20 protein-coding genes are annotated in these 21,920 nt (G+C 59.1%); 2 read left to right on the forward strand and 18 right to left on the reverse strand.

Annotation, left to right across the window (positions count from 1 at the left end; all coding sequences use genetic code 11):
• Window positions 1–67: 67 nt before the first annotated feature.
• Window positions 68–748, forward strand: a complete 681-nt coding sequence (locus tag AB6K10_RS00080; RefSeq protein ID WP_285262944.1) for a response regulator transcription factor — start codon at window positions 68–70, stop codon at window positions 746–748.
• Here the strand turns inward: AB6K10_RS00080 and AB6K10_RS00085 are convergent.
• The 12 genes from AB6K10_RS00085 to AB6K10_RS00140 all read right to left on the reverse strand — a co-directional run bounded on the left by AB6K10_RS00085 (window position 745) and on the right by AB6K10_RS00140 (window position 15,742).
• Window positions 745–2,118, reverse strand: coding sequence for a hybrid sensor histidine kinase/response regulator (locus tag AB6K10_RS00085; protein ID WP_285262943.1), 1,374 nt, complete (start codon window positions 2,116–2,118; stop codon window positions 745–747). The two genes, AB6K10_RS00080 and AB6K10_RS00085, sit on opposite strands and share 4 nt — an antisense overlap.
• On the reverse strand, window positions 2,096–3,253 hold the full coding sequence (gene nosP, locus AB6K10_RS00090; protein WP_339117713.1) for a nitric oxide-sensing protein NosP: 1,158 nt from the start codon (window positions 3,251–3,253) through the stop codon (window positions 2,096–2,098). Before nosP ends, AB6K10_RS00085 begins: the two co-directional genes overlap by 23 nt.
• Window positions 3,234–5,480, reverse strand: a complete 2,247-nt coding sequence (locus AB6K10_RS00095; protein WP_339117714.1) for an ATP-binding protein — start codon at window positions 5,478–5,480, stop codon at window positions 3,234–3,236. The genes nosP and AB6K10_RS00095 overlap by 20 nt, the downstream gene beginning before the upstream one ends.
• Window positions 5,470–5,961: a molybdopterin-dependent oxidoreductase gene (locus AB6K10_RS00100; RefSeq protein WP_305947008.1), complete on the reverse strand. Its 492-nt coding sequence runs from the start codon at window positions 5,959–5,961 to the stop codon at window positions 5,470–5,472. The genes AB6K10_RS00095 and AB6K10_RS00100 overlap by 11 nt, the downstream gene beginning before the upstream one ends.
• Before the next feature lie 185 nt (window positions 5,962–6,146).
• Window positions 6,147–6,968, reverse strand: coding sequence for a DUF2189 domain-containing protein (locus AB6K10_RS00105; protein ID WP_159343069.1), 822 nt, complete (start codon window positions 6,966–6,968; stop codon window positions 6,147–6,149).
• A 281-nt stretch (window positions 6,969–7,249) separates the two neighbouring features.
• Window positions 7,250–7,678, reverse strand: coding sequence for a universal stress protein (locus tag AB6K10_RS00110; RefSeq protein WP_159343070.1), 429 nt, complete (start codon window positions 7,676–7,678; stop codon window positions 7,250–7,252).
• A gap of 10 nt (window positions 7,679–7,688) precedes the next feature.
• A complete protein-coding gene (locus tag AB6K10_RS00115) occupies window positions 7,689–10,289 on the reverse strand; it encodes a TRAP transporter permease (RefSeq protein WP_159343071.1) in 2,601 nt (866 codons plus the stop codon).
• Window positions 10,290–10,424: 135 nt separating this feature from the next.
• The gene (locus AB6K10_RS00120; RefSeq protein ID WP_159343072.1) at window positions 10,425–11,405 is read right to left on the reverse strand and encodes a TAXI family TRAP transporter solute-binding subunit; all 981 of its coding nucleotides are present in this window, start codon (window positions 11,403–11,405) and stop codon (window positions 10,425–10,427) included.
• A gap of 426 nt (window positions 11,406–11,831) precedes the next feature.
• Window positions 11,832–13,133: a TRAP transporter large permease gene (locus tag AB6K10_RS00125; RefSeq protein ID WP_339117715.1), complete on the reverse strand. Its 1,302-nt coding sequence runs from the start codon at window positions 13,131–13,133 to the stop codon at window positions 11,832–11,834.
• Window positions 13,123–13,602 (reverse strand): TRAP transporter small permease, encoded by a 480-nt coding sequence (locus AB6K10_RS00130; RefSeq protein WP_253017629.1) that lies wholly within the window; start codon window positions 13,600–13,602, stop codon window positions 13,123–13,125. The genes AB6K10_RS00125 and AB6K10_RS00130 overlap by 11 nt, the downstream gene beginning before the upstream one ends.
• A 59-nt stretch (window positions 13,603–13,661) precedes the next feature.
• A complete protein-coding gene (locus tag AB6K10_RS00135) occupies window positions 13,662–14,672 on the reverse strand; it encodes a DctP family TRAP transporter solute-binding subunit (protein WP_339117716.1) in 1,011 nt (336 codons plus the stop codon).
• Window positions 14,673–14,881: 209 nt separating this feature from the next.
• A complete protein-coding gene (locus AB6K10_RS00140; RefSeq protein WP_339117717.1) occupies window positions 14,882–15,742 on the reverse strand; it encodes a glycine betaine ABC transporter substrate-binding protein in 861 nt (286 codons plus the stop codon).
• Window positions 15,743–15,893: 151 nt separating this feature from the next.
• Here AB6K10_RS00140 and AB6K10_RS00145 point away from each other — a divergent pair, with 151 nt between their 5' ends.
• Complete coding sequence (locus AB6K10_RS00145; protein WP_339117718.1) at window positions 15,894–16,757, forward strand: EamA family transporter; 864 nt, start codon at window positions 15,894–15,896, stop codon at window positions 16,755–16,757.
• Between the two features lie 9 nt (window positions 16,758–16,766).
• On the opposite strand, the gene AB6K10_RS00150 is transcribed toward AB6K10_RS00145, so the two are convergent.
• The 6 genes from AB6K10_RS00150 to AB6K10_RS00175 form a co-directional block, all read right to left on the reverse strand.
• Complete coding sequence (locus tag AB6K10_RS00150) at window positions 16,767–17,288, reverse strand: DUF192 domain-containing protein (protein ID WP_339117719.1); 522 nt, start codon at window positions 17,286–17,288, stop codon at window positions 16,767–16,769.
• Window positions 17,288–18,418: an ABC transporter ATP-binding protein gene (locus AB6K10_RS00155; RefSeq protein ID WP_339117720.1), complete on the reverse strand. Its 1,131-nt coding sequence runs from the start codon at window positions 18,416–18,418 to the stop codon at window positions 17,288–17,290. The genes AB6K10_RS00150 and AB6K10_RS00155 overlap by 1 nt, the downstream gene beginning before the upstream one ends.
• A complete protein-coding gene (modB, locus tag AB6K10_RS00160) occupies window positions 18,411–19,079 on the reverse strand; it encodes a molybdate ABC transporter permease subunit (RefSeq protein WP_062360632.1) in 669 nt (222 codons plus the stop codon). The genes AB6K10_RS00155 and modB overlap by 8 nt, the downstream gene beginning before the upstream one ends.
• A complete protein-coding gene (gene modA / locus AB6K10_RS00165) occupies window positions 19,079–19,846 on the reverse strand; it encodes a molybdate ABC transporter substrate-binding protein (protein ID WP_339117721.1) in 768 nt (255 codons plus the stop codon). Before modA ends, modB begins: the two co-directional genes overlap by 1 nt.
• 4 nt (window positions 19,847–19,850) lie before the next feature.
• The gene (pyk, locus tag AB6K10_RS00170) at window positions 19,851–21,335 is read right to left on the reverse strand and encodes a pyruvate kinase (RefSeq protein WP_339117722.1); all 1,485 of its coding nucleotides are present in this window, start codon (window positions 21,333–21,335) and stop codon (window positions 19,851–19,853) included.
• A gap of 86 nt (window positions 21,336–21,421) precedes the next feature.
• On the reverse strand, window positions 21,422–21,913 hold the full coding sequence (locus AB6K10_RS00175) for an ureidoglycolate lyase (protein WP_062360628.1): 492 nt from the start codon (window positions 21,911–21,913) through the stop codon (window positions 21,422–21,424).
• Window positions 21,914–21,920 lie beyond the last annotated feature (7 nt).

The following is a 21,920-nucleotide window of genomic DNA, read 5'->3' on the forward strand; positions in this document are numbered from 1 at the left end:
GCCACTCACGCCATTCACGATATAGCCCGATGGCAGGACGCACCCTCATTCCTTGGTAGGAGACGCCATGTACTCGCTGTTAGTGGCAGATGACCATCCGCTGTTCCGCGATGCGCTGCACGCGGTGATTCGCAGCGGCTTCACCGATACGGAGCTGGTCGAAGCCGACAGCCTTGCCGCGGCCATCGCACGTATCGAAGCGCAAGAGGGGCTGGACCTGCTGTTGCTCGATTTGAGCCTGCCGGATGCCGACGGGCTAGAGGGGCTGAAAGCGCTTCGCGAGACGTTTCCCTGGCTGCCGGTCGCCATCGTTTCTGCCCATCAGGAGCGCCAGCTCGTACTCGATGCCATTACGCTAGGGGCAGTGGGCTATATCCCAAAATCGACGCCACGGGAGCAGCTGCTTGCCGCCCTGCAGCAAATCCTCCAAGGACAGCTCTATTTGCCCGCCGAGATCATGCGCCGCCCTCCTCCCAGGCCTCCTTCGGCGCCCGGCGCGACACTCTCGGACGACCGCCAGAGTCGCTTACCTCGGCTGACCGAAAAACAGTTGGATGTGTTGAGCTGCATGAGCCAGGGCATGTCGAACAAGCAGATTGCCCGAGAACTTGCCATCGCTGAAACCACGGTCAAAACCCATGTATCGGCGATTTTGCGTAAGCTCGGCGCGAGCAGCCGAGTGCACGCCATTGTCATGGCTGGCGAGGAAGATCTAAGCGGTTATCTTGCGAAACGTCCGGTGCGTTAACGGCTCTCCAACAGCGTGCCCAGCAGCATTTTGAGACGCAGCGGTTTGAGCGGTTTTAGCAGACAGTGGATCCCTGCTTCGCGGGTAGCACGCTTCACCGCGGCCTCATGGTTGGCAGTGATCACCACGGCGGCTAACCCAGGGTAGCGTCGACGCAGTCGAGCAGCGAGGTCGATGCCGTTCTCTCGATGGTCGCCGAGATGGTAATCCACCAATAGAACGGCGGGGCGTTCACCGTCGCTAGCCGCTTCCAACGCGCTCACCGTCGCGGCCGCGCGTACCCGACATCCCCAACTGCCCAGGAGCGCCTGCATGCCTTCGGTAATGGCCGGATCATCGTCCACCACCCACACGACGCACCCTTGCAAGGGATCGTCATCCCACTCGATGGACGTTCGCGACGGGACGGCGCTGTCCTCGCCGATGTCGGCATAGGGCACCAAAATGGAGAACAGAGAGCCGTGGCCCAGTCGAGAGGCCAACCGAACGGGGTGGCCCAGCATCGTGCTAATGCGATCCACGATGGCCAACCCCAAACCCAACCCGCGACTCTGGTTCGCCTGCGGCTGGCTGGCGCGGCGAAACTCCAAAAAAATCGCCTGACGCTGCGGTTCGGGGATACCCGGGCCGGTATCCCCGACCATGATCTCCAATCCATCGCGGCGGCGGCGGCAACCTAACAGCAAGTGGCCATGTTCGGTGTAGCGCACCGCATTGCTGAGAAAATTACGCACAACCCGGGCCAGCAGCGCCAGGTCGGATTCCACCCACACCAGGGAGGGGACGTAGTGCAGGCTGAGCCCGCGAACCCCGGCCACTTGGCGGTACTCCTCAGCCAACGCATCCAGCAGCGTGTTGACGGCAAAGGGCGCTTTATCGGCGTGGAGCACTCCGGCGTCAAGACGGGAGATGTCCACCAGCGTTCCCAGCAGCCCTTCGACATCTTTCAGCGACCGGCCAATATGGCCGACCAGTGCTTGGGACGCTGCCGGCAGCGCATGGGCTTCCAGGGCGCTGGCGAACAGTCGAGCGGCGTTGAGCGGCTGAAGCAGATCATGACTGACTGCGGCCAGGAATTTGGTTTTCGACTCATTGGCCGCTTGGGCGTCGGCATGAGCGGCCAACAGCCGAGCGTTGACCTGACTCAACTCATCCAGCGTGCGGTGCAGCGCGTCGGTGCGCTCGCGCACCTGCTCGGCGAGCAGCACGGAGCGTTCGAACGCAGCGTAAGGCGCACCGTTGGGAGCACCACCAGCCTCCACCCGCTCCATGAGCGCCGTACACACGCTGCGCAAGCGCCGATTCTCTTCGCGCAGGGCTGCCACATCGTCGTCCCGTGGCGACGAATCAGAGAGCTGGAAGAGTGCCAAACGCCACCCCCGTAAAGGTTTGGTTCACATGCATGCCATGGTGCTGCTCGCCGTAAGTATTGAAACCGACCACCCTCGCCCGACGCAGCAGCGCGGAGGCTTGGTCGAGTTGATCCAGCGACTCCAGCGCCATGCGCCTTAAAAAGCAGTCGCAGCCAATGATGGCGGCAGGTTCGCCTAGACGGGCTTCTAGGCGCTGCAGCATACGGGCTAAATCGTCCAGCAGCGGCGTGGGCTGCATAGCGGTGAGTACGATGCCGTTCTCGACCGCGCAGTAGAAGCTTAGACTGCCGTCGTCATTGACCCGCTGAATCGAGCGAACGTAGTGCTGCCCGCCCAAGTGCACCGCCAGCGGGTGTCGGGCGAAGACCGCCGGTGCCAACGCCTCGACCGGACAGCCCACCAGAGCAGCATACAGTTCGGCGGCGGGTACACCGTTGAGTTCAAGGACGCGGCGACGCTCCCGGTCCGCCCCGGTGACCACCAGCTTATGCTCGAGCGGCTCAAGATGGTGGGTAGAGAAGACGTCAAACGGCAGCCGAGTATTCATCATGACGACCACCGCCGCTCGGGTATGAAAGCGCCCGTTGGCATACACATGGGTGTGGGTGAGATGGTTATCGTCGCCTGCGGAACCTCCAAAGCTTGGAATACGCCCGAGTGCCGCATCCAGCGTTGCCAGTACCTGCTCCTCGCGGCTTGAAAGACCATCCAGCAGTGTCAGGGCAAAGCTGTGTTCGTTGACCGGAGCCACGGCTTGTCGACGGCAGCGCTCCAAGAGCGCATCGACCAGCGGCTGCGCGACGGGTAAATCGAAATGATCCAGGTCATCGATCAGCGCGGTTTCGACGGCAAAAAAGCGTCGATCGAAGGAGATGGCAACGATCGAACCACGGTCATAGCCATCGGGCGTTAGCTCGCCCGCCGTGGTGCAGCCGCTGACGGGCAGCTCACCAAATGCCTGACAGAGCGCATCAGCCAGCCGATCCAGCGGGTACTCAGCGCTGCAAAAAAACAGCACGAAACCGGCGTGCTCATGACACAACTCGGCCGCCAGCGCATGGGCAGCCACCTGCGGGTCGGCCTCACGGCTCGCAGCCGCGATCAGGCCACGGTTAGTGAAGCTGGTGATCACGACGCCATGTCTCCAGCGCAGCGTGAGTACGTGCCGCACAGTGGCGGAGCGCGTTGAAACAGGCGTCCAGCGACGCCAACGATGCCTCATCATGGGCAGCCATGGTTTCTAACCGTTTGGCCTGAACGGCAAGCAGCTCGGCACCTATGCTCACGGATTCCCCCCGTAACTGATGCGCCAGCCGCTGGACCTGATGCCAGTGTTCGCGATCGGGCTGGCTGCCGGGCGCAAAATAGCCCGCAAGCTGGGGGATGTAGTCGTTCACCTGCTGGTGGTAGAGCACCACCAGTTGGTTGACGCTGTCAGGGCCTAGCGAGCCAATGAGCGTTGCCAGTGTCGCCTCATTGAGCAGAGCCGCGTCATCCCCTTCCTGCGCGGACGCCAAGTGCGCGGGGGCGACGGGCGTCTGCGTAGGCGAGAGCTGCAGCGCCAACACGTTACCCAGTGCCAGCAGCGAGAGTGGCTTGGTAATGTAGTCATTCATGCCCGCAGCGAGACAGCGTCGACGATCATCCTCAGCGCCACCGGCGGTCATCGCCACGATGGGTACCTCGCTGCACCAGCCCCCCATCGCCCGCAATTGCTGCGTGACGGTGATGCCGTCGATATCCGGCAGTTGAATGTCCATGAAGATGAGATGCACCTGCTGACGCTGCACCATCGCCAGAGCGTCGCGGCCACTTTCTGCGCACACCACCTCGCAGCCCAACCGTGACAGTAGCCCCACCGCTACTTTGCGATTGACCGCGTTATCTTCTACCAAGAGCAGCGACGTGCCGCCAAAGTCCCGCGTAGGCTCGGCGGGCAGCGGTGTCGTGACAGGGGTCGCTTCGACGAGCGGCAGCTCACACCAGAAAGTACTGCCCTGGCCCGGCGTACTGTTAACGCCCAGCCGCCCCTGCATGGCTTCACTCAACCGCTTACAGATGGCCAAGCCCAAACCGGTGCCGCCATAGCGACGTGCAACGCTTTCATCCGCCTGCTGGAAGGGTTCGAAAAGCGTTTCTTGCTGTTCGCTATTGAGCCCGCAGCCGGTATCGGTGATGTCGAACGAGAGATACTCGACGGTCGACGATACCCGAATCGAGACGCTGCCGTAGTCGGTGAACTTGATCGCATTGGCAATGAGGTTGAGCAGGATCTGCCGCAAACGCCCCGCGTCGATCATCACCCAGGCTGGCACCAGTGGGTCCACGTGCAGCGACAGCTGAAGCCCTTTTGCCTGCGCTCTGGGTTCGAAGAGCGCCATGACCCCTTCTACCAGCGGCTTGAGCGCGGTCGGCGACGTTTCCAGGGTCAAATGGCCGGCCTCGATTTTGGAGAAATCGAGAATCTCGTTGATCATCGCGAGTAGCTGGTTGGCACTCTCGTGAATGGTGCGGGCGTAGTCTTCGACCTGGGCGGGACTGGCGGGCTCGCGCAGCAGCTCGCTCATCCCAATTACGCCGTTGAGCGGCGTGCGAATTTCATGGCTGACCATGGCCAGAAAGTCCGATTTCGCATGGTTGGCGGCTTGCGCCTGCTTTGCCGTCACCTGAAGCTGTTTACTGAGCTGCTCTTGCTCCCGTCGCGCTGCTGCGCTCTCGCGCATCTCACGCACCAGAAAGACAATGACCATCAGCACGGCGAAGCTCATTCCAATCAGTAGAGAAATCAGTAATTTATACAGCGTACTCAGAAGCGCACGCTCTTCGGTGGCAGACTCCGCTAAATAGCCGTTGATCGTAATCACCAAGCGCTCGGTCAGTCGAGTCAGCGCCTGTAGCTCGGTCTCCAACGCCGTGACGGGCAGCCGAGCCATGGACTCGTGGGGTTCGAACATGGGGTCGAGGGTGTCGAGCTGCTGCTGAATGTGGTCCAGCAGTTCACTGGCGGCACTAATGCTTTGCAACAGCGAGCTGACTTCCCCTTCGCGTAGCAGGGTGATACGGCTGTAGAGCAGCTCGAAGCGGAGATTGAGCTCGTCCTGGGCGGCCGGTGATAAAGGGCCTCGGGTCTCTGCCAGCAAATGGTTGAGCAGTTGGACGGCGTCACGATCGAGCTTGTAAACCACCCAGGCGGTATCTTCACGCAGGCTTTGCGTCAAGTTGTCCTGGCGCCAAGCCGATAAGCCAGCCACCACCAACGCCGCCGCAAACAGCAGCACGGTAATGATGGCAACCAGCTTGAGGCGACGCGGGTAGCGCAGCAGGCGGGGCGCCCGTGCGGCAGACTCACTAGTGGACATGGATGTGCATGACCTGCCACACGGCTCTGAAGCGCATACGCTCACTCAACAGCGCTTCGTCATGATCGAAGGGGTAAAGCACCCATAACGGGCCATATTCGCGGATGGGAATGGTCTGTCCGTCTCGCTCAAGGGCCAAAATCACGTCGTAGTCGTAAAAATCCTCGGTGGGAATCTCCGCTTCATAGCCATTCAACGCCGCCACGTTAATGGTATCGCCCTCTGCCCCGACGTGTTCGAGCAGCGTGCGCATCAGCGGTCCACGGTAGTGGCTCGTGCCTTCGGTCCACGGCGTACCGGTGGTGAACTCATGCTGAGGCAAAGCGCTCAACATATCACGATCGAAATGGGCCTCGTCGTCGACGTTGGCCGCTGTCACCTCTCCCTCTATCTTGAGAATCACCGGCCCGCTAGGCGTTGCCAGTGTTCCCGTCTCTGCCGCGTCCGCTAGCCCCGTATGGGGAATGCTGAACGCCAGCATAGTCCACCCCAATAACAACGCTTTCACTACCGACTCCTCGTATCGTAGTGCCTGAGCGACGCGACGGCTGTCGCAAGCGCAAGGCAATAAAAAAGAGATGGCGTTAGGGTACGCCATCTCGATTCATTGGTCAGTTGAATGTCGACTTTTTTGGTAAGCGGAGCGTAACGCGAAGGTTGCCTTCGTTAGGTTTTGAGTTTTTCCACCGGCTCGAACCGTACCAGTTCTTCGTAGGCGTGCCAGCTCGCGTGGCCGAGAACGGGCAGTATGAGCGCCAAACCGATATAGAACGTCATGACGCCCACCAGTACGCAGCCCGTCAGGATGGCGGCCCATAGCAGCATGGGGCGGAAATTGCGGGCCACACAGCGCACGCTGGCTTCGATGCCCTCCATAAACGTGAGGTCTTGATCCATGAGCGTAGGAATGGCGACGACGCTGATGGCAAAAGCACCAAAGGCCAGAACGCCACCGGCAACGGTGCCGACGGCAAGCATGCTAAGCCCTTCGGGCGTTGTGACCAGCGCCGTGTAGAGCGTAGCTGGGCTGGGCACTTCGAATCCGAAAAAGAGCGCAAAGAGCAGTGTGGCGAGACGTATCCATGCCAAAAAGAAGATCATCATCATCACACCCATCATGGCGAGCTGACCCGCATGCGGCCGCCAACTACCGAACGCGTCGCCCAAGTTAGGAACTCGGCCGCGTTCAAGCGCTAAGCTGATACCGTAGGAGCCCACCGCCACGAGCGGCCCAATGAACATGAAGCCAGCAATCATGGGCAGCAACCAGTGCCAGTAGCCCAAGGTGTAGGCACCCAGCGTAATGGCGATACTCAACCCCACCCAGAACATGCCGTAGGACAAGCTGATGGCCGAGGCACGGCGAAAATCTTCGACGCCTGCAGCGAGCCAGGCTTTAGGCCTGTCCATGCCGACCTTGTTGATGATGATTTTAACGTTGGGCGCATCGGCTGATTGGCCGTGAGTTTTTGTTGTTACTGCATTCATGGCGTAACTCCTATGATTTACCCCAAATGGCTGTCACTGACCCAAGCACCAAGGTAAATAGCTACCATGTGTGTTGACACCATTAATCCAACGTTAATGGCTTAATGTTCTTTTAATGTAGCTGAGCCAGTGTCACGTGAAGGGCTTTCCCGCCACTCAGTACAAAAAATCCTCCTCTGGCGCTCTTAACGACAATTAATTCGATGCGTTAGCGTGTCGTGATATTCACGACAAAAAAAGCTCCAGGCCAATGGCCCGGAGCTTCGTGGGGTAGACGGCGTTCAGCGCACGATCATCACCGATATCTTGGCATGATGAACGACATGCTCCGCATTGGGGCCAAGCACGTAATCGACGAACTTACGCTTGGTGTGCGACGCCATCACGATCAGGTCGGCATCGATCTTCTTGCCGACTTTGATAATGGCCTCCCAAGGCGAGCCATCAACGATCACACTTTGGGTCTTGATCCCTTCCGGCACCTGCTCTTGAATGAACTTGTGCTGCGCCTCTTTCATGGCCACATGCGCTTTTTCAGAGAAGTTTTTCGGAAAATAAGCGCCCACCATGGGCATTTTGAATTCCGGCAGTACCGTCACCACGTGTAGCGATGCCCCAAAGGTTTGGCACAGGGTCACCGCCGTAGGCAGCGCTTTCTTCCATGACGCTTCTTCGTTCAAGTCCACGGGCAGTAGCACTTTATGGTACATGGCAACCTCCTTAGGCAGCGGCCACTTCGTTGGACTGCTCTTGACGCCGACGGCGGCGCTGCATCACTACGACCAAGCCAAAGATGCCCAGTGCAGGCAGCCACATCCACTCTTTGGTCCAGCGATCCACCGGGGCCAACACTTCGAGGATCTCTTGGTCGAAATCGAAGCCCAATTCGGCTGCTTGGCTACCAAACTCGACGAAATCGACCAGCGTTTGGTCACCGTCTTCGTAAAGCTCGATGCCCAGGTTCGCCATGCGCTCTTCCCCCGTGTCACCGCGCGGTACGGGAACGAGGACATAGGTGGTCATGGGCGCACCGAAATCGTCCTCACCGGCAATTTGCACGCGCAGGTTGCTTCCATCATCGACTCGGCCTAGTGCCTCAGCGAACTGAGCAGGCGGCACCGACTCGTAGGGGTCGTGGATCTTGTCCATCCAGAAGCCGGGACGGAACAGCGTAAAGGCAACCAGCAGCAGCAGCAGCGACTCGTACCAACGGTTACGGGTGAGCATGTAACCTTGGGTGCCTGCGGCGAAGATCAACATGGCGATAGTCGCGACGATGAACACCAAAATGCCCTGCACCACCGTGACATCGATCAACAGCAAATCCGTGTTGAAGATGAACAGGAACGGCAAGGCAGCAGTACGCAGGCTGTAGTAGAACGCCTGGAAACCGGTGCGCAGTGGATCGCCTCCTGACACGGCGGCCGCCGCAAAGGAGGCCAGGCCTACGGGCGGTGTGACATCTGCCATGATGCCGAAGTAGAACACGAACAGGTGGACGGCAATCAGCGGGACGATCAGGCCGTTTTGCTGACCCAGCAGCACGATCACCGGGGCCATCAGCGCCGACACCACGATGTAGTTCGCCGTTGTCGGCAAGCCCATGCCCAGGATCAGACTTAGCAGGGCCGTCAGCAGCAGAATCATCATCAGGTTGCCGCCGGAGAGAATCTCGACGACGTCCGCCAGTACCAAGCCTACGCCGGTTTGCGATACCGCACCCACCACGATACCGGCAGTGGCCGTCGCGATACCGATACCGATCATGTTGCGCGCGCCGGTGACCAGGCCATCCCACAGGTCTTTAAAGCCTTCTTTGATATCGGCGGCCATCTGGCTGCGACCGCGGAAGATCGCAATGATCGGACGCTGAGTGACCATGATGAAGATCATGAACATGGTGGCCCAGAACGCGGACAGTCCAGGCGACAGACGCTCGACCATCAAGCACCACACCAGTACCACGACCGGCAGAATGTAGTGCAGGCCGACCATGACTGTCGGGCGGGTTTGCGGCAGTGTCACGACTTCGGAGTTGGGATCGTCCATCTCCAGCTCGGGGTAGTTGGCTCCCACTTTTAGCAGCGCCACATAGACGATCGCTAGACCGACAGAGACGACCCAAGGAGTCGCTTCACCCAGCACGGGTTTTAGCCAACCCAGGCCATAGTAAACGGCAATCGAGAGCCCCATGAGCAGCAATAAGCCGGTCATGAAACCAATCACTTTATTTAGTAGAGGACGCGCCGGGTTGCTGGACGGCAGGCCTTTCATATTGGCCTTGAGCGCTTCCAAGTGAACGATGTAGATCAGCGCGATATAGGAGATCAGCGCTGGCAAGAAGGCGTGTTTGATCACGTCGACGTAGGGAATACCGACGTACTCTACCATCAAGAACGCCGCTGCCCCCATGACGGGTGGCATGATCTGGCCGTTCACCGAGGAGGAGACTTCCACCGCGCCCGCTTTCTCAGCGCTAAAGCCGACTCGCTTCATCATCGGAATCGTAAAGGTACCGGTCGTCACGGTATTGGCAATCGACGACCCCGAGATCAAGCCGGTCATACCAGACGCCACCACCGCCGCTTTGGCCGGGCCGCCTTTAAAGTGGCCAAGCAGCGAGAAGGCCACTTTAATGAAATAGTTACCGGCACCCGCTTTATCCAACAATGCCCCGAACAACACAAACAGGAACACGAAGCTCGTCGAAACCCCCAGCGCAATACCGAACACGCCTTGGGTGCCCAGCCACTGGTGGTTGATCAAACCGCCCAGACTCACACCACGGTGAGCCAAAATGCCCGGCATGTAAGGGCCAAACAAGGAGTACGCAATAAACACCGCTGCCACGACCATCAGAGGCGGCCCCAGTGCACGACGGGTGGCTTCTAACAACATCAATATGCCAACGACGCCCACGACGATATCCTGGGTAATCGGCAACCCAGGCCGCTGGGCCAAATCGGCATAGAAAATGAATAGGTAGGCGCCGCAAAACGCCGCTACCGCTGCCAGGACCCAGTCGGCCAGCGGCACGCGATCACGGGGCGAACGCTTGAAGGCGGGGTACGCCATGAAGGCTAAAAAGAGCGCAAACGCCAAATGAATCGAGCGCGCTTCCGTGGCGCTAAACACGCCAAAGCCAACGATATAGGGAAGTGGCGATGCAATCCATAGCTGAAACAGCGACCAGATGGCTGCAATACTCACGAGCAGCTTTCCAGGTACGCCTAGGGGTTTCCGTGCCCCTGTATCGCTGGAAGCGACCATATCCTCCAGGTCGTTCTCAGCGGCTGCCGAAGGGTGTTTGTCATCACGCATACGCTTGCCCTGCCTAATGGTCAGCGCTGACAATCAGCGCTCTCAACAAGAAGCGCGGACACCCAAGGTGCCCGCGCTTTGCAACTCAAAGCGACGCTACTCACCTTCCGTCAATAGCGTCACTCTTTTTACGACTTATTCGATCCAGCCACGCTCACGGTAGTAACGCGCTGCGCCATCGTGCAGCGGCGCGGTCAAGCCGTCAGAGATCATGTCTTCTTCGTTCAGGTTCTCGAACGCCGGGTGCAGACGCTTGAAGCGATCGAAGTTTTCGAAGACGGCTTTCACCGTTTCGTAAACGATGTCTTCATCAACAGCAGTGGAAGAAACGAAGGTTGCCGCCACACCGAAAGTTTCGACGTCTTCGTCGTTACCACGGTAGAGGCCACCCGGAATCACGGAACGGGTGTAATAGGGGTACTCTTCGATCAGGCCGTCGATCTCTTCACCGGTGACGGAGACCAGACGCGCGTCAATGGTGGTGGTCGCTTCTTGGATAGAGCCATTCGGGTGGCCTACCACGTACACCATGGCATCGATGTTGTTGTCAGACAGGGCAGCCGCCTGCTCGGCAGCATCTAGCTGAGACGCCAGGGCGAAGGTATCTTCGTCCCAACCGAACGCATCCATGACGACATCCATGGTGTTACGCTGGCCAGAACCAGGGTTACCGATGTTGACGCGCTTGCCAGGGAAGTCGCTGATGTTCTCGATACCGGAATCCGCGCGGGCCACAACGGTCAGCGGCTCGCCGTGCATGGTGAAGACGGCACGCATGTCTTCCCAAGCGCCCTCTTCTTCGAAGTTGGCTTCACCGTGGTAAGCACGGTACTGAACGTCGGACTGTACGACGCCCATGTCCAGCTCGCCACTCTTCATGCCATTGACGTTCGCCACGGAGCCACCGGTGGACGGGGCGTTACAGCGGATGTTGTGCTCATCGCTGCCACGGTTGACCATGCGGCATACCGACTGGCCAACGACGTAGTAAACACCGGTTTGGCCGCCGGTACCGATCGTGATGTAGCGCTCCTGGGCAACGGCCGGAGAGGCAAAGGTTGCCGCAGCAATGAACGCGCCTGAGAAGGCCGCGGTAGAAAATACATGGCGTTTCATGAACACACCTCTTTATCTTGATGTTGTGAGCGTTATGCGCTTTGAAGCCACCTGCAGAACGGTTCCCTTCAGGTGTTTCGGTTCCAAAACGTTGTCAAGACAGTCTGTTATCAACCTCGGCATTTAGTGCCGACTGTTCCTACTTTAGCGAAAAAAAAGCTAATTGGCGAAGCGCGATGCAATTTAGCGTGTCGTGCAGTGCAGCATTCACACCCGATGTTTCACGATTTCCATCGGCGGGCGATGCCACCATCGACATAGCTGGCAAAACGAAACGGGCAGCCCGCTTAGGCCGCATCACACTTATCAAAGGCACGCTTGGCACTCTTCGTTAGTTTAGCGGCCTGTAACGTTTAGTAAGCGTTAAACATCCTGAAACGCGTATGCCTGTTCGGCATGGGCTATCACCCATCGTTTATCCGAGGCTCACACGTTATAACCCAGCACCGTGGGAAGCCATAGTGCAATGCCTGGAAAGATCGCCACGAGCGCCAGTGCACCGCCCATCGCCACCACGAAGAGTAGCGCCCACCCAAGGGTATGTTCCAAACGAATCTTGGCGACTTCCGTCGTGACCATCAGATTAACCGCCACCGGCGGGGTAAACTGACCGATCGCAATGTTCATGGCCAGCAAAATACCGAACCACACCGGGTTCCACTCGAAATGCTGCATCACCGGAATCAGAATCGGCATCATGATCAGGTAAATGGAAATCGCGTCTAGCAGCATGCCTGCCACCAGCACCGCTAACATGACGAGGACCAGCAGTAGCACTCCATTGTCGGTCAAGCCAATGATCCACTCCGCCAAATGACGGAAGGTGCCCAGCATGGTGCCTGCCCAGGCAAAGATACCTGCCAGCGCAATGATCAGCATGACCACGCCCGAGATGATTGCGGCCTCCCCTAGCAGCTCCCACACATCGCGTAGCGTGAGTTCTCGCGTCAAGAACAAGCCCACTACCGCTCCGTAGGCAACGGCGACCACGGCGGCTTCCGTGGGGGTAAAGAGGCCTGAACGCAGCCCTCCTAAAATCAGCACCGGCGCAAGCAACGCAGGCAGTGCTTCACGGAAGGTGCCTCGTACCGTCAGCCTTTCAGCTCCCTCTACCGGTGTTCCCTCCCAGCCATAGCGTTTGGCGGCCAACATGGCCGGCACCAGCAGCGCCAAACCTGCCAACACACCTGGAAACAACCCCGCCGCAAACAGCGCGCGAAGATCGACACCCGGTACCACGATCGAGTAGAGAATCAGTGCAACCGAGGGAGGAATCAAAATCGCCGTCGAGGCCGAAGCCGCGATCAGCGTGGCAGAGAACGGCTTGGGGTAGCCTGCCTTGGTCATGCTGGGTAGCATCACCATGGCCACGGCGGCGGCATCGGCGGGGCCCGAGCCGCTCATGCCGCCCATGATCATACATACTAACACCGCAACCAGCGCCAGCCCGCCGTGCCGTGGCCCAATCAATGCCTGAGCAAAGCGCACCAAACGCAGCGCTACGCCTGCCCGCTCGAAAATCAACCCGGTGAGAATAAACAGCGGAATGGCAATCAAGGGGTACTTGGCGATGCTGTTATAGGTATTGGTACCCAGGGTGGCGAGCATGTCTGGCGATAGACCCAGCACGATGCCCACCGCCCCCGAAAGCGCCAAGGAGAACGCTACCGGCACGCCGGCTATCAGCAGTCCGGCAAAGGCTAGAATCATCCAAATATCAGGCGTCACTGTTTATCTCCCCCGCCAATCGGTCACGGGTTTGCTGCACCAAGCGCCACAGCATGGCCGCAGATAATACGGGCAGCCATACCAAGTACCACCACTGCGGCAGCCCCAAGCCCGGCGACAGTGACTCCCACTGATACTCCTGCCATGCCAGCTTGCCGCCGTACCAAGTAATTAAACCCAATACGATCAGGCCACACAGGGCTTGAAAAAGAATCAGCGCGCCTCGCCACCGTGGCGGCAAGGCGCGCTCTAAAAAGCCAATGCGGATATGCCGGTCGCGACGCAAAGCAACCGACGCACCGGCGAAGGTCAACACGACCAATAGGAAAACGGAAAACTCTTCGGTAAACGAAAACGAGCCGCCTGTTAGGTAGCGGGTCACCACATTGCCCAGGCTAATCAACGCAATGACAATCAGCGCGAGCGCGCCGAGCCAGCGCTCGGGGCGCGCATCGGGGAAGCCTTTCATGGCAGCCTCACATCAGCAAGCTGCCGCCCTTGGCGGGCGGCAGTGAAAACACACGAACATCAACGGGCGTCGATAGCGGTTTGAGCGGCCTCGACCAGCTCTTCACCGATACGTGGGGCCCATTTTTCGTAGACGGATTGAGTGGCTTCCACGAACGCTTGATACTGCTCATCGGTGAGTTCGGTGACGGTCACTCCGCGCTCTTGGATCGCGGCCAAACGCTCGCTCTCCTGCTCACGGGTCATGGCAATTTCCCAGGCACCCGCCTCTTCGGCCGTTTCGCGCAGCATCGTTTGCTGCTCGTCACTCAACGACTGCCAGACCTGCTGGTTAACGGCAAAAATCAGCGGATCGTTCATGTAGTTCCATAGGGTCAAATGCTCCTGGCCTACTTGATCGATACGTGCCACGTCAAAGACCGACAGCGGGTTTTCCTGGCCATCGACCGCGCCCGTGGTGAGAGCGGGTTGGGCGTCGGTCCAGCTCATCTGCGTAGGGTCAGCGCCTAAGGCGGAGAACGTATCCTGGAACAGCGGCGAGCCCACTACGCGGATCTTCAGGCCGTCCAGATCATCCGGCTGGCTGATCGGGCCGCGGGAGTTGGATACCTGACGAAAGCCATTTTCACCCCAAGCCAGCGGAATAACGCCACGAGACTCGATCGCCTCGAACACCAGAGACCCCGCCTCACCACCCGTCACGGCATCGACGGCGGCCTCATCAGGAATAAAGAATGGTAAAGAGAACAGGTTCAGTTCCGGCACTTGGGGCGACCAGTTGATGGTGGACCCCACCGCGGCATCAATCAGGCCAGAACGCATGGCGGAAAACTCACGGGTTTGGTCACCCGACACCAGCTGAGAGTTGGGGTAAACCCGCAGGGTGAGTTCACCACCACTGCGCTCTTCTACCAATTCCGCCCACTTCTCGGCGGCTTGGCCCCAAGGAAAGGCTTCTGAAAGCACGGTTGAGACCGAGAGTTCGCGCGCTTGCGCAGAAAACGCAGCCGAGAGCAGTGCAGCGCCAGCCAAGCCAGCGGTGAAACGAGCCATAGAGCGTGTCAGCGTCATTATTATCGATCCTTTTTTATCGGTTCTTATAAGGTGCCTGACTTTTCAAAACCATCGGCACACCGCCCATTGTAGGCCGTTAGCAAGCGAAAGGAAGACGCCTAAGGTCGGTCTTGGCAATACAACGGTGCTAGCCCCACGACTCATCGCAAAACGCCCTGAATATCTTCAGGGCGTTGCCAGGGTTTGCATTAATTTGCATTAAATAGCTACTCGCCAGCGGCTAGCCACGTATCGACTAACTCGCGGTTCTCGCCAATCCAGGTGCGCGCCCCTTCTACGGGGTCGCCCTGCTGTTCAATCGTCGCCATCAGCCCGCCTAAGGTATCGTCATCCATATGCCACTCGTTCAGCACTTGGGTGAGCCACGGATCGTCCTCCGCGAAGCCTTTGCGGGAGAACCAGAAAATATCGTCGCTTTCACCGAACACGCCCTGAGTATCTTCCAAGTACTTGAGATCATACTCAGCAAAGGCCCAGTGCGGGCTCCAGAGCGTCACGGCCATGGGCTCTTCACGCTGATAGGCATCATCGAGCGCCGCCATCATCGCCGGGTCGGAGCTGTACAGCTGACGCATCGGCAGGTCATAAGCATCGATGGCCTCGTCCGTCAGCCCGGCAATGGCAGAGCCGGAGTCAATGCCGACGATGGTCGGGCGGCCCTGGTAAGAGAACTGATCGGCGCTATCGCGCAACGCATCGATAGTATCGATATCGACATAGCTCGGCACTACGATGCCAAGCCCCGTGCCTTCGTACCACACGTCGTGCACATCGATCTCGTATTTATAGGGCGCCAGGAACTCCTTGTCCGTGGTGGGCAGCCAAATTTCCAGCGAGATATCGAAATCATTATTGGCCAAACCGCTGTACAGCACGCTTTTGCCTACGTCGGTCAGCTCGATATCGTAGCCGTGCTCTTCTTCCAGCACGATTTTCCACATATTGGCGACGGCAATATTTTCAGCCCAATTATTGGTACCAATGACCAACTGCTTGTCGTTGGCGTGGCCGGAAGCCGCCACCAGCGCCATGCTCAGGCCTAACAACGTTGATGAGATTTTCTTCATAATCATTCCTCTGTTATTACTGTTGATCTCCATACAACGACTGTTGCCGTCTTACTATAACACTATGTTTTGCTAAATCGTCGAAATGACCTTTTTCCGTTATAAAAGCGCTTTGCTATGAAGGCGCCTCACCCCTCACCGAGAGAACGCCGTGCCGCTTCGTGATGTGCTTCTGGGCCTGTTGGTCATTGTCATTTGGTCACTCAACATCATTGTGATCAAAGTGGGCGTGGCGGAGCTGCCGCCGCTACTCATGACTACGCTGCGTTTTGTGCTAGTGGCCGCACTGCTGGTGCCGTTTTACCCGGTTACCCGGGCCCAGCTGCCCTTTTTATTGCTGCTATCCATCACGTTTGGCAGCCTTCACTTTGCGCTGCTGTTTATTGGTTTGGGGCAAGCGGAAGCTGGAACAGGCGCGCTGCTTGTGCAGATGGGCACACCGTTTGCCACGCTATTGGCGGTGGTATTCCTAAAAGAGAAATTAGGGCCTAAACGCTTGGCAGGCCTGCTGCTCTCGTTTGCAGGTGTGGTGGTGCTGGCGGGCGGGCCAACGCTGCCCTCGCCGCTACCGTTAACCATTTTGCTATTGAGTGCGTTTGGCTGGGCGGTGTCGCAGCTATTGATCAAACGCGGGCCGCCCATTGCGCCACTAGCGCTGGCAGGTTGGGTAGCGCTCTTTGCGGTGCCTCAGGTTGCGCTCGGCTCGTGGCTCTTTGAGCAAAATCAGTGGCAGGCGATCACTCAGGCAAGCTGGCTGGGCTGGGGCGCGGTGGCGTATACCGCCATTATGTCGTCCATCGCCGCTTACGGCATTTGGTACGCGCTGCTGCGCCGCCACCCGGTGAATCGCGTAGTGCCAATGACGCTGCTTACCCCGGTGTTTGCCGTTGGCCTTGGCGCACTGCTGATGGGCGACCCGATGGGTTTCCATAAACTGGTGGGCGGCGGGCTAGTAGTCGCGGGCGTTGCCCTAATTGTGCTGAATGTAGGAAAACAGCGGCCAACCAGGGCGTAACAAAGCACGTTATTCGGGGCGGCAAAAACCGGCCAGCGCAGGCACCGAGACACAGTCGCCTACCTGTATGCCACGCTCAGCAAAATAGCCCGCGTTCACTTCCAGCGCCGCATGATAGGCCGCCCCGGCAGGGTAAGAGGGGCACTCCTGAGGAGCATCAGATTCGCAGGGCGGCATGGTGTTGATGGCGACGATGCGCCCTTCGCCGTCGATATAAGCGATATCCAGCGGAATTAGCGTCCGGTACATCCAAAAGGCGTTACCGGCGGGCTGCTCGCTCTCAAATCGGAACAGCATACCTCGTGTTTCTGGCAGATGTTCACGTCCCATCAGGCCCCGCTGGCGCTGGGAAGCGGTTTCGGCGACTTCGACATCGAGACGGTGCGGGCCACCTTCGCTATGGATCGCCAGCGGCAGCGTGTTGGCTGGCGCGGGTTCAGCCGCCCAAGCCGCTAACAGCGGCAGGGGTAAACAGGCGGCAAGCGAACCACCGGCAGCGGTTTTCAGCAGTTGGCGGCGTGTCAGGGTCATTACAGGTTCCTTTTGTTGTGTGATGCCGTTTGGGTACGCTGCGCGGGCATAAGATGAATCCCCTCAGCCAGCAGCGAGACGTGCACCCTTTCCCCCAAGCTAAGCTGGTTACGTTTGGCCGCGTGGGTGGCGATGTCGAAACGTAGCATATCTCCGTGGGAAACACGCAGCGAGATTGATGTCATGCCACCCAACACCACCATTTCGCTGACCGTCGCCGCCACCGGGTTTTCGCGTTCGCCTTGGGAAGGCCGTCCCCGACGATGCAGTACAATATCCGACGGTGGCAGGTACCAGGCCAATGACTCTCCTACTTCACACTGGGCGATACCTTCGCTGACTTCTAGCAGCCATTCCCCCCACTGCAAGCGTCGCCCAGCGTCCGTCTCGACCACTTCCCCGCTAAAGACGTTGTGGCGATCCAGCAACCTAGCGACAAGCGGCGAAGCGGGCCGTCGAAACAGCGCTTCAGGCGTGCCCTGCTGCAGGCTAACGCCGTTATGCAGCACGCAGATTTGATCAGCGAGCGCGGTGGCTTCTTCCAAGTCGTGGGTGACGAGAATAATGGGAATGGAGATCTGTTGGCGCAGCAGCGCCAGCTCACGCTGTAAGCGGCGACGAGTCACTTGATCCACCGCAGAGAACGGCTCATCCAGCAGCAGCGCTTGGGGCTCTCTGGCCAAGGCGCGAGCCAAGGCCACTCGCTGGCGCTGGCCGCCGGAAAGCTCGCTAGGGCAGCGCGCCTCTAAGCCTTCCAAGCGCACTTTAGTGAGCCACTGAACAGCCTGTTCACGTCTTTGAGCGCGAGGCAGGTGTCCTATGGCTAGCTGAACGTTCTGCAGCGCCGTTAGATGAGGGAACAGCGCATAATCCTGAAACACTATACCAATCTGGCGCGCTTGCGGCGGCAGTGAGTGGCGCTGGCCGCTTTGGGCCAGAAACCACTCCCTGCCCGCGCAGCTCACTCTGCCCTGCTGAGGCTGGTAAAGCCCGGCAATGGTGCGCAGCAAGGTAGTTTTACCACTTCCCGATGGCCCGACCAGCGCCAGCAGCTCCCCAGGAGCACAGCGAAACGATGCATTGAGTGGAATCGGGCCGGCCTGTTGGGCGGTCACTATCAGATCATCCACGTGACCACCTACGCTTGCCAGCGAGCCCATAGACAAGGCCTAAGGTTGCCAGGGAAATGACCAGCAAGAGGGCAGACATGCTCGCCGCACCCTGCTCGTCAAAGGCCTGGACGCGATCATAAATGGCAATAGAGAGCGTGCGGGTCTCGCCATCAATCGCACCGCCGACCAGCAAAATCACGCCAAATTCGCCCAGTGTGTGCGCAAAGGTTAGCGCTGCCGCCGACAAAATGCCCGGCCACACCAGCGGCAATTCAATACGCCACAGGGTTTGCCATGGGCTTAGCCCACTGCACCATGCCGCCTCACGCAGGTTCGCAGGCACATGCTCAAAGGCACGCTGAATCGGCTGAATAGCAAAGGGGAGATTGGCAATCAGAGAAGCCAACAAAATACCGCTAAAGGTAAAGTTGAGCCCGCCCCCTGTCAGCGCCGCCCAGGCACCGCCTAACGGCGCATCGCGGCCAAACTGCTGAAGCAGATAAAACCCCAGCACCGTAGGCGGTAGCACCAGCGGCAGCGCAATCAGCGCCTCACACAGCCCCTTGCCACGGAACTGTGCCGTCGCCAGCACGCGCCCCCACCAAATGCCTAGAGGTAATAAGAAGAGACAGGTAAACGCCGCGAGCCGCAGCGAGACAGAGAACGCCGACCAGTCCATTAATCGGTACTAAATCCGTAGGTTTCAAAAATCGCTTTCGCATCCGCCTGTTGCAGCCACTCGTAAAACGCGTGAGCCACTTCTCCAGCCTGCGGCGTTAACACCATGCGCTGGCGCAGCGGCGTATGCCACGTTTCAGGCATCAACACCGCCTCGCTGCGCTCCGCCAGCGCGGGCGCGACTGCTAGCGAGTAAGCCACTAAGCCACCTCGCGCCTCGTCGGAAAGGGCAAACTGCATCGCCTGGGAGACATTCTCCCCTTGAACCCGCAGCGGTTCGCTGGCTTCCCACAGGCCCGCCTTTTGCAACACGTCTCGGGCGGCCATGCCGTAAGGGGCGTGTTCTGGGCTGGCAATGGCGATACGCAGCCGCTGCCCCTCTTCCCAGGCGGTAATGGCCTCCTGCACGCCGGCAAGCGGCGCTTGCTCACTGGGTACGGAGTAACGGCCAGCCGGCTGTACCCAGGCTAGCCGTCCTCGGGCGTAAATCACGCCCGCGTTATCCACGTACCCCTCGTTGTACAGCGCTTGAACGAACTCTTCATCTGCTGACAAAAACAGCTCGAAGGGCGCGCCCTGGGCGATTTGACGACGAAAGTTGCCGGAGGAGCCGAAGTTCAGCCGCAGCGTGTGCCCGGTCTGCTGGGTAAACTGGGCGGCGGCTTCCTCCAGGGCGAACTGCAGGCTAGACGCCGCCGCCACAATGGGCGCGCCCGCTATCACAGGCGCGCTTAGCAGCCAACCGCACAGGAGCAGCAGTGCACGCATACGTTTACGCCTTCGTGTTTTCGGCGTGCTGCTCGGTAATGGCCATCACTTTCATGGTGTTGGTACCGCCGTGGGCGTTCATGTGGTCGCCACGGGTCAGGATGACGTGATCACCCGGCTTGGCGACGCCCTGCTTCACCAACAGCGTAAGGGCTTGATCGTTAAGCTCGGTGGCGGTCATTTCCGAGGTATCGAAGGGAAGTGAGACCACGCCCCGGTACAGGGCCATACGGCGCTGGGCAATCGGGTTGTGAGCCAACCCCACGATAGGCAGGCCCGAGCGGATGCGCGAGGCGATCAATGGCGTGTAGCCCGAGGCGGTCATGCAAGCAATCGCCACCACGCCGTTCATGTGGTTAGCGGCGTACATCGCCGAAAGGGCAATGGTTTCGTCCGGGCGGGTAAAGCCTTCGTGGATACGGTGACCCGACTCTTGAGCGACCCGCTCACGCTCGGCACCCAGACAAACACGCGCCATTGCTTCTACGGTTTCCAGCGGGTAGTCGCCCGCGGCGGTTTCCGCAGAGAGCATGACCGCATCGCTGCCATCCAGCACCGCGTTCGCCACGTCGAAAACTTCAGCGCGGGTGGGTAGCGGCGCGGAGATCATGCTCTCCATCATTTGGGTGGCGGTAATCACCGCGCGGTTAAGCGAACGGGCGCGCTTGATCATCCGCTTTTGCACGCCGACCAGCTTGGCATCGCCAATTTCCACGCCGAGGTCGCCACGGGCCACCATCACCGCTTCGGAGGCTTCGATAATGCCATCCAGCGTGGCGTCATCGGCCACGGCCTCGGCACGCTCCACTTTGGCAACGAGGCCAATTTCCTTGCCCTCTTCACCCAGCAGGCGGCGGGCTTCCAGCATATCCTCCGCTGAACGGGGAAAGGAAATAGCTAAATAATCAACGCCAATCTCGACGGCGGTTTTCAGATCGGCTCTATCTTTTTCTGTCAGCGCGGGGGCAGATAGCCCGCCGCCCTGCTTGTTAATGCCTTTATGATTAGAGAGCTTGCCGCCCACCACCACCTCGGTATGTACCTGCTTGCCCTCTACACGGGTAACATCCAGCACCACACGGCCATCATCCAGCAGCAGGCGGTCGCCCGCAGTTACATCATCCGCCAGGGTTTTGTAATCGCAGCCGACGCCGTGGATATCACCAGCGTCGCTATCCATGGCCATATCCAGTACAAACGGCTGGCCCTCTTCTAAATAAACCGCCCCCTCTTTAAAGCGGGCAACGCGAATTTTGGGGCCTTGCAAATCACCTAGCGCGGCCACGCTGCGGCCTAGCTGAGCGGCGATTTCACGCACACGGGCAAGACGGCGACGATGGTCATCGGCCGTGCCGTGGGAAAAGTTCAAGCGGACCACATCCACCCCCGCCTTCAACATGGCTTCCAGCACGCCTTCACGGTCGCTGGCGGGGCCGAGGGTCGCGACAATTTTGGTACGACGAAGGGGGATATGGGTGTTTGCGCTCATAAATGTCCTAACCGTTCATATAGAGTGGAGTGTCAGCTTATCAGCATAACCCAACCAAGATGACACTCGCATGCACTTGCGGTGGGCTATTCCGCTAAAGTGACGGTAACAGCCAGGGGATATTCGTCACAGTTATTGCCATCCCCACCGCGATCCACCACCAGGAATTCCCCTTCGCGCTCCAGCACCGACTGAATCGCGTGCCAAGTACCGGCGTGGTAGTTCACCCCTTGGCGGCCGTCGGTGACGAACGCCTGCACCTCGTTTGGCGCGATGGTGTCGCCAGGTGGTGCCACCACCACAATAAAGCGCTCCTGATGCAGTGGCATAAACGCCTGACTGCCCTGGGGGTGGCGCTCTAAAAACGTGAGATTGAGCGGCAGCGTCACTGGCTGGCTGACAAAAATATTGATCAGCGTTCGAGCGTTGTCGCCGAGGGTTTCTACCTTGGCGAGATCGTGATGGCGCTGGGTGCGCCCGGCGTTAATCGGGAACGATGCGGAGGTGCGGGCATCGATGACGTCTCCAAAGGGCGCAAACGCCTCCGTCGTCAGCGGTTTTGCCGTCAGATTTAACATAGCATCA

Origin of the sequence: Halomonas sp. BMC6 (assembly GCF_964204995.1) — a bacterium.
GTDB lineage: Bacteria > Pseudomonadota > Gammaproteobacteria > Pseudomonadales > Halomonadaceae > Vreelandella.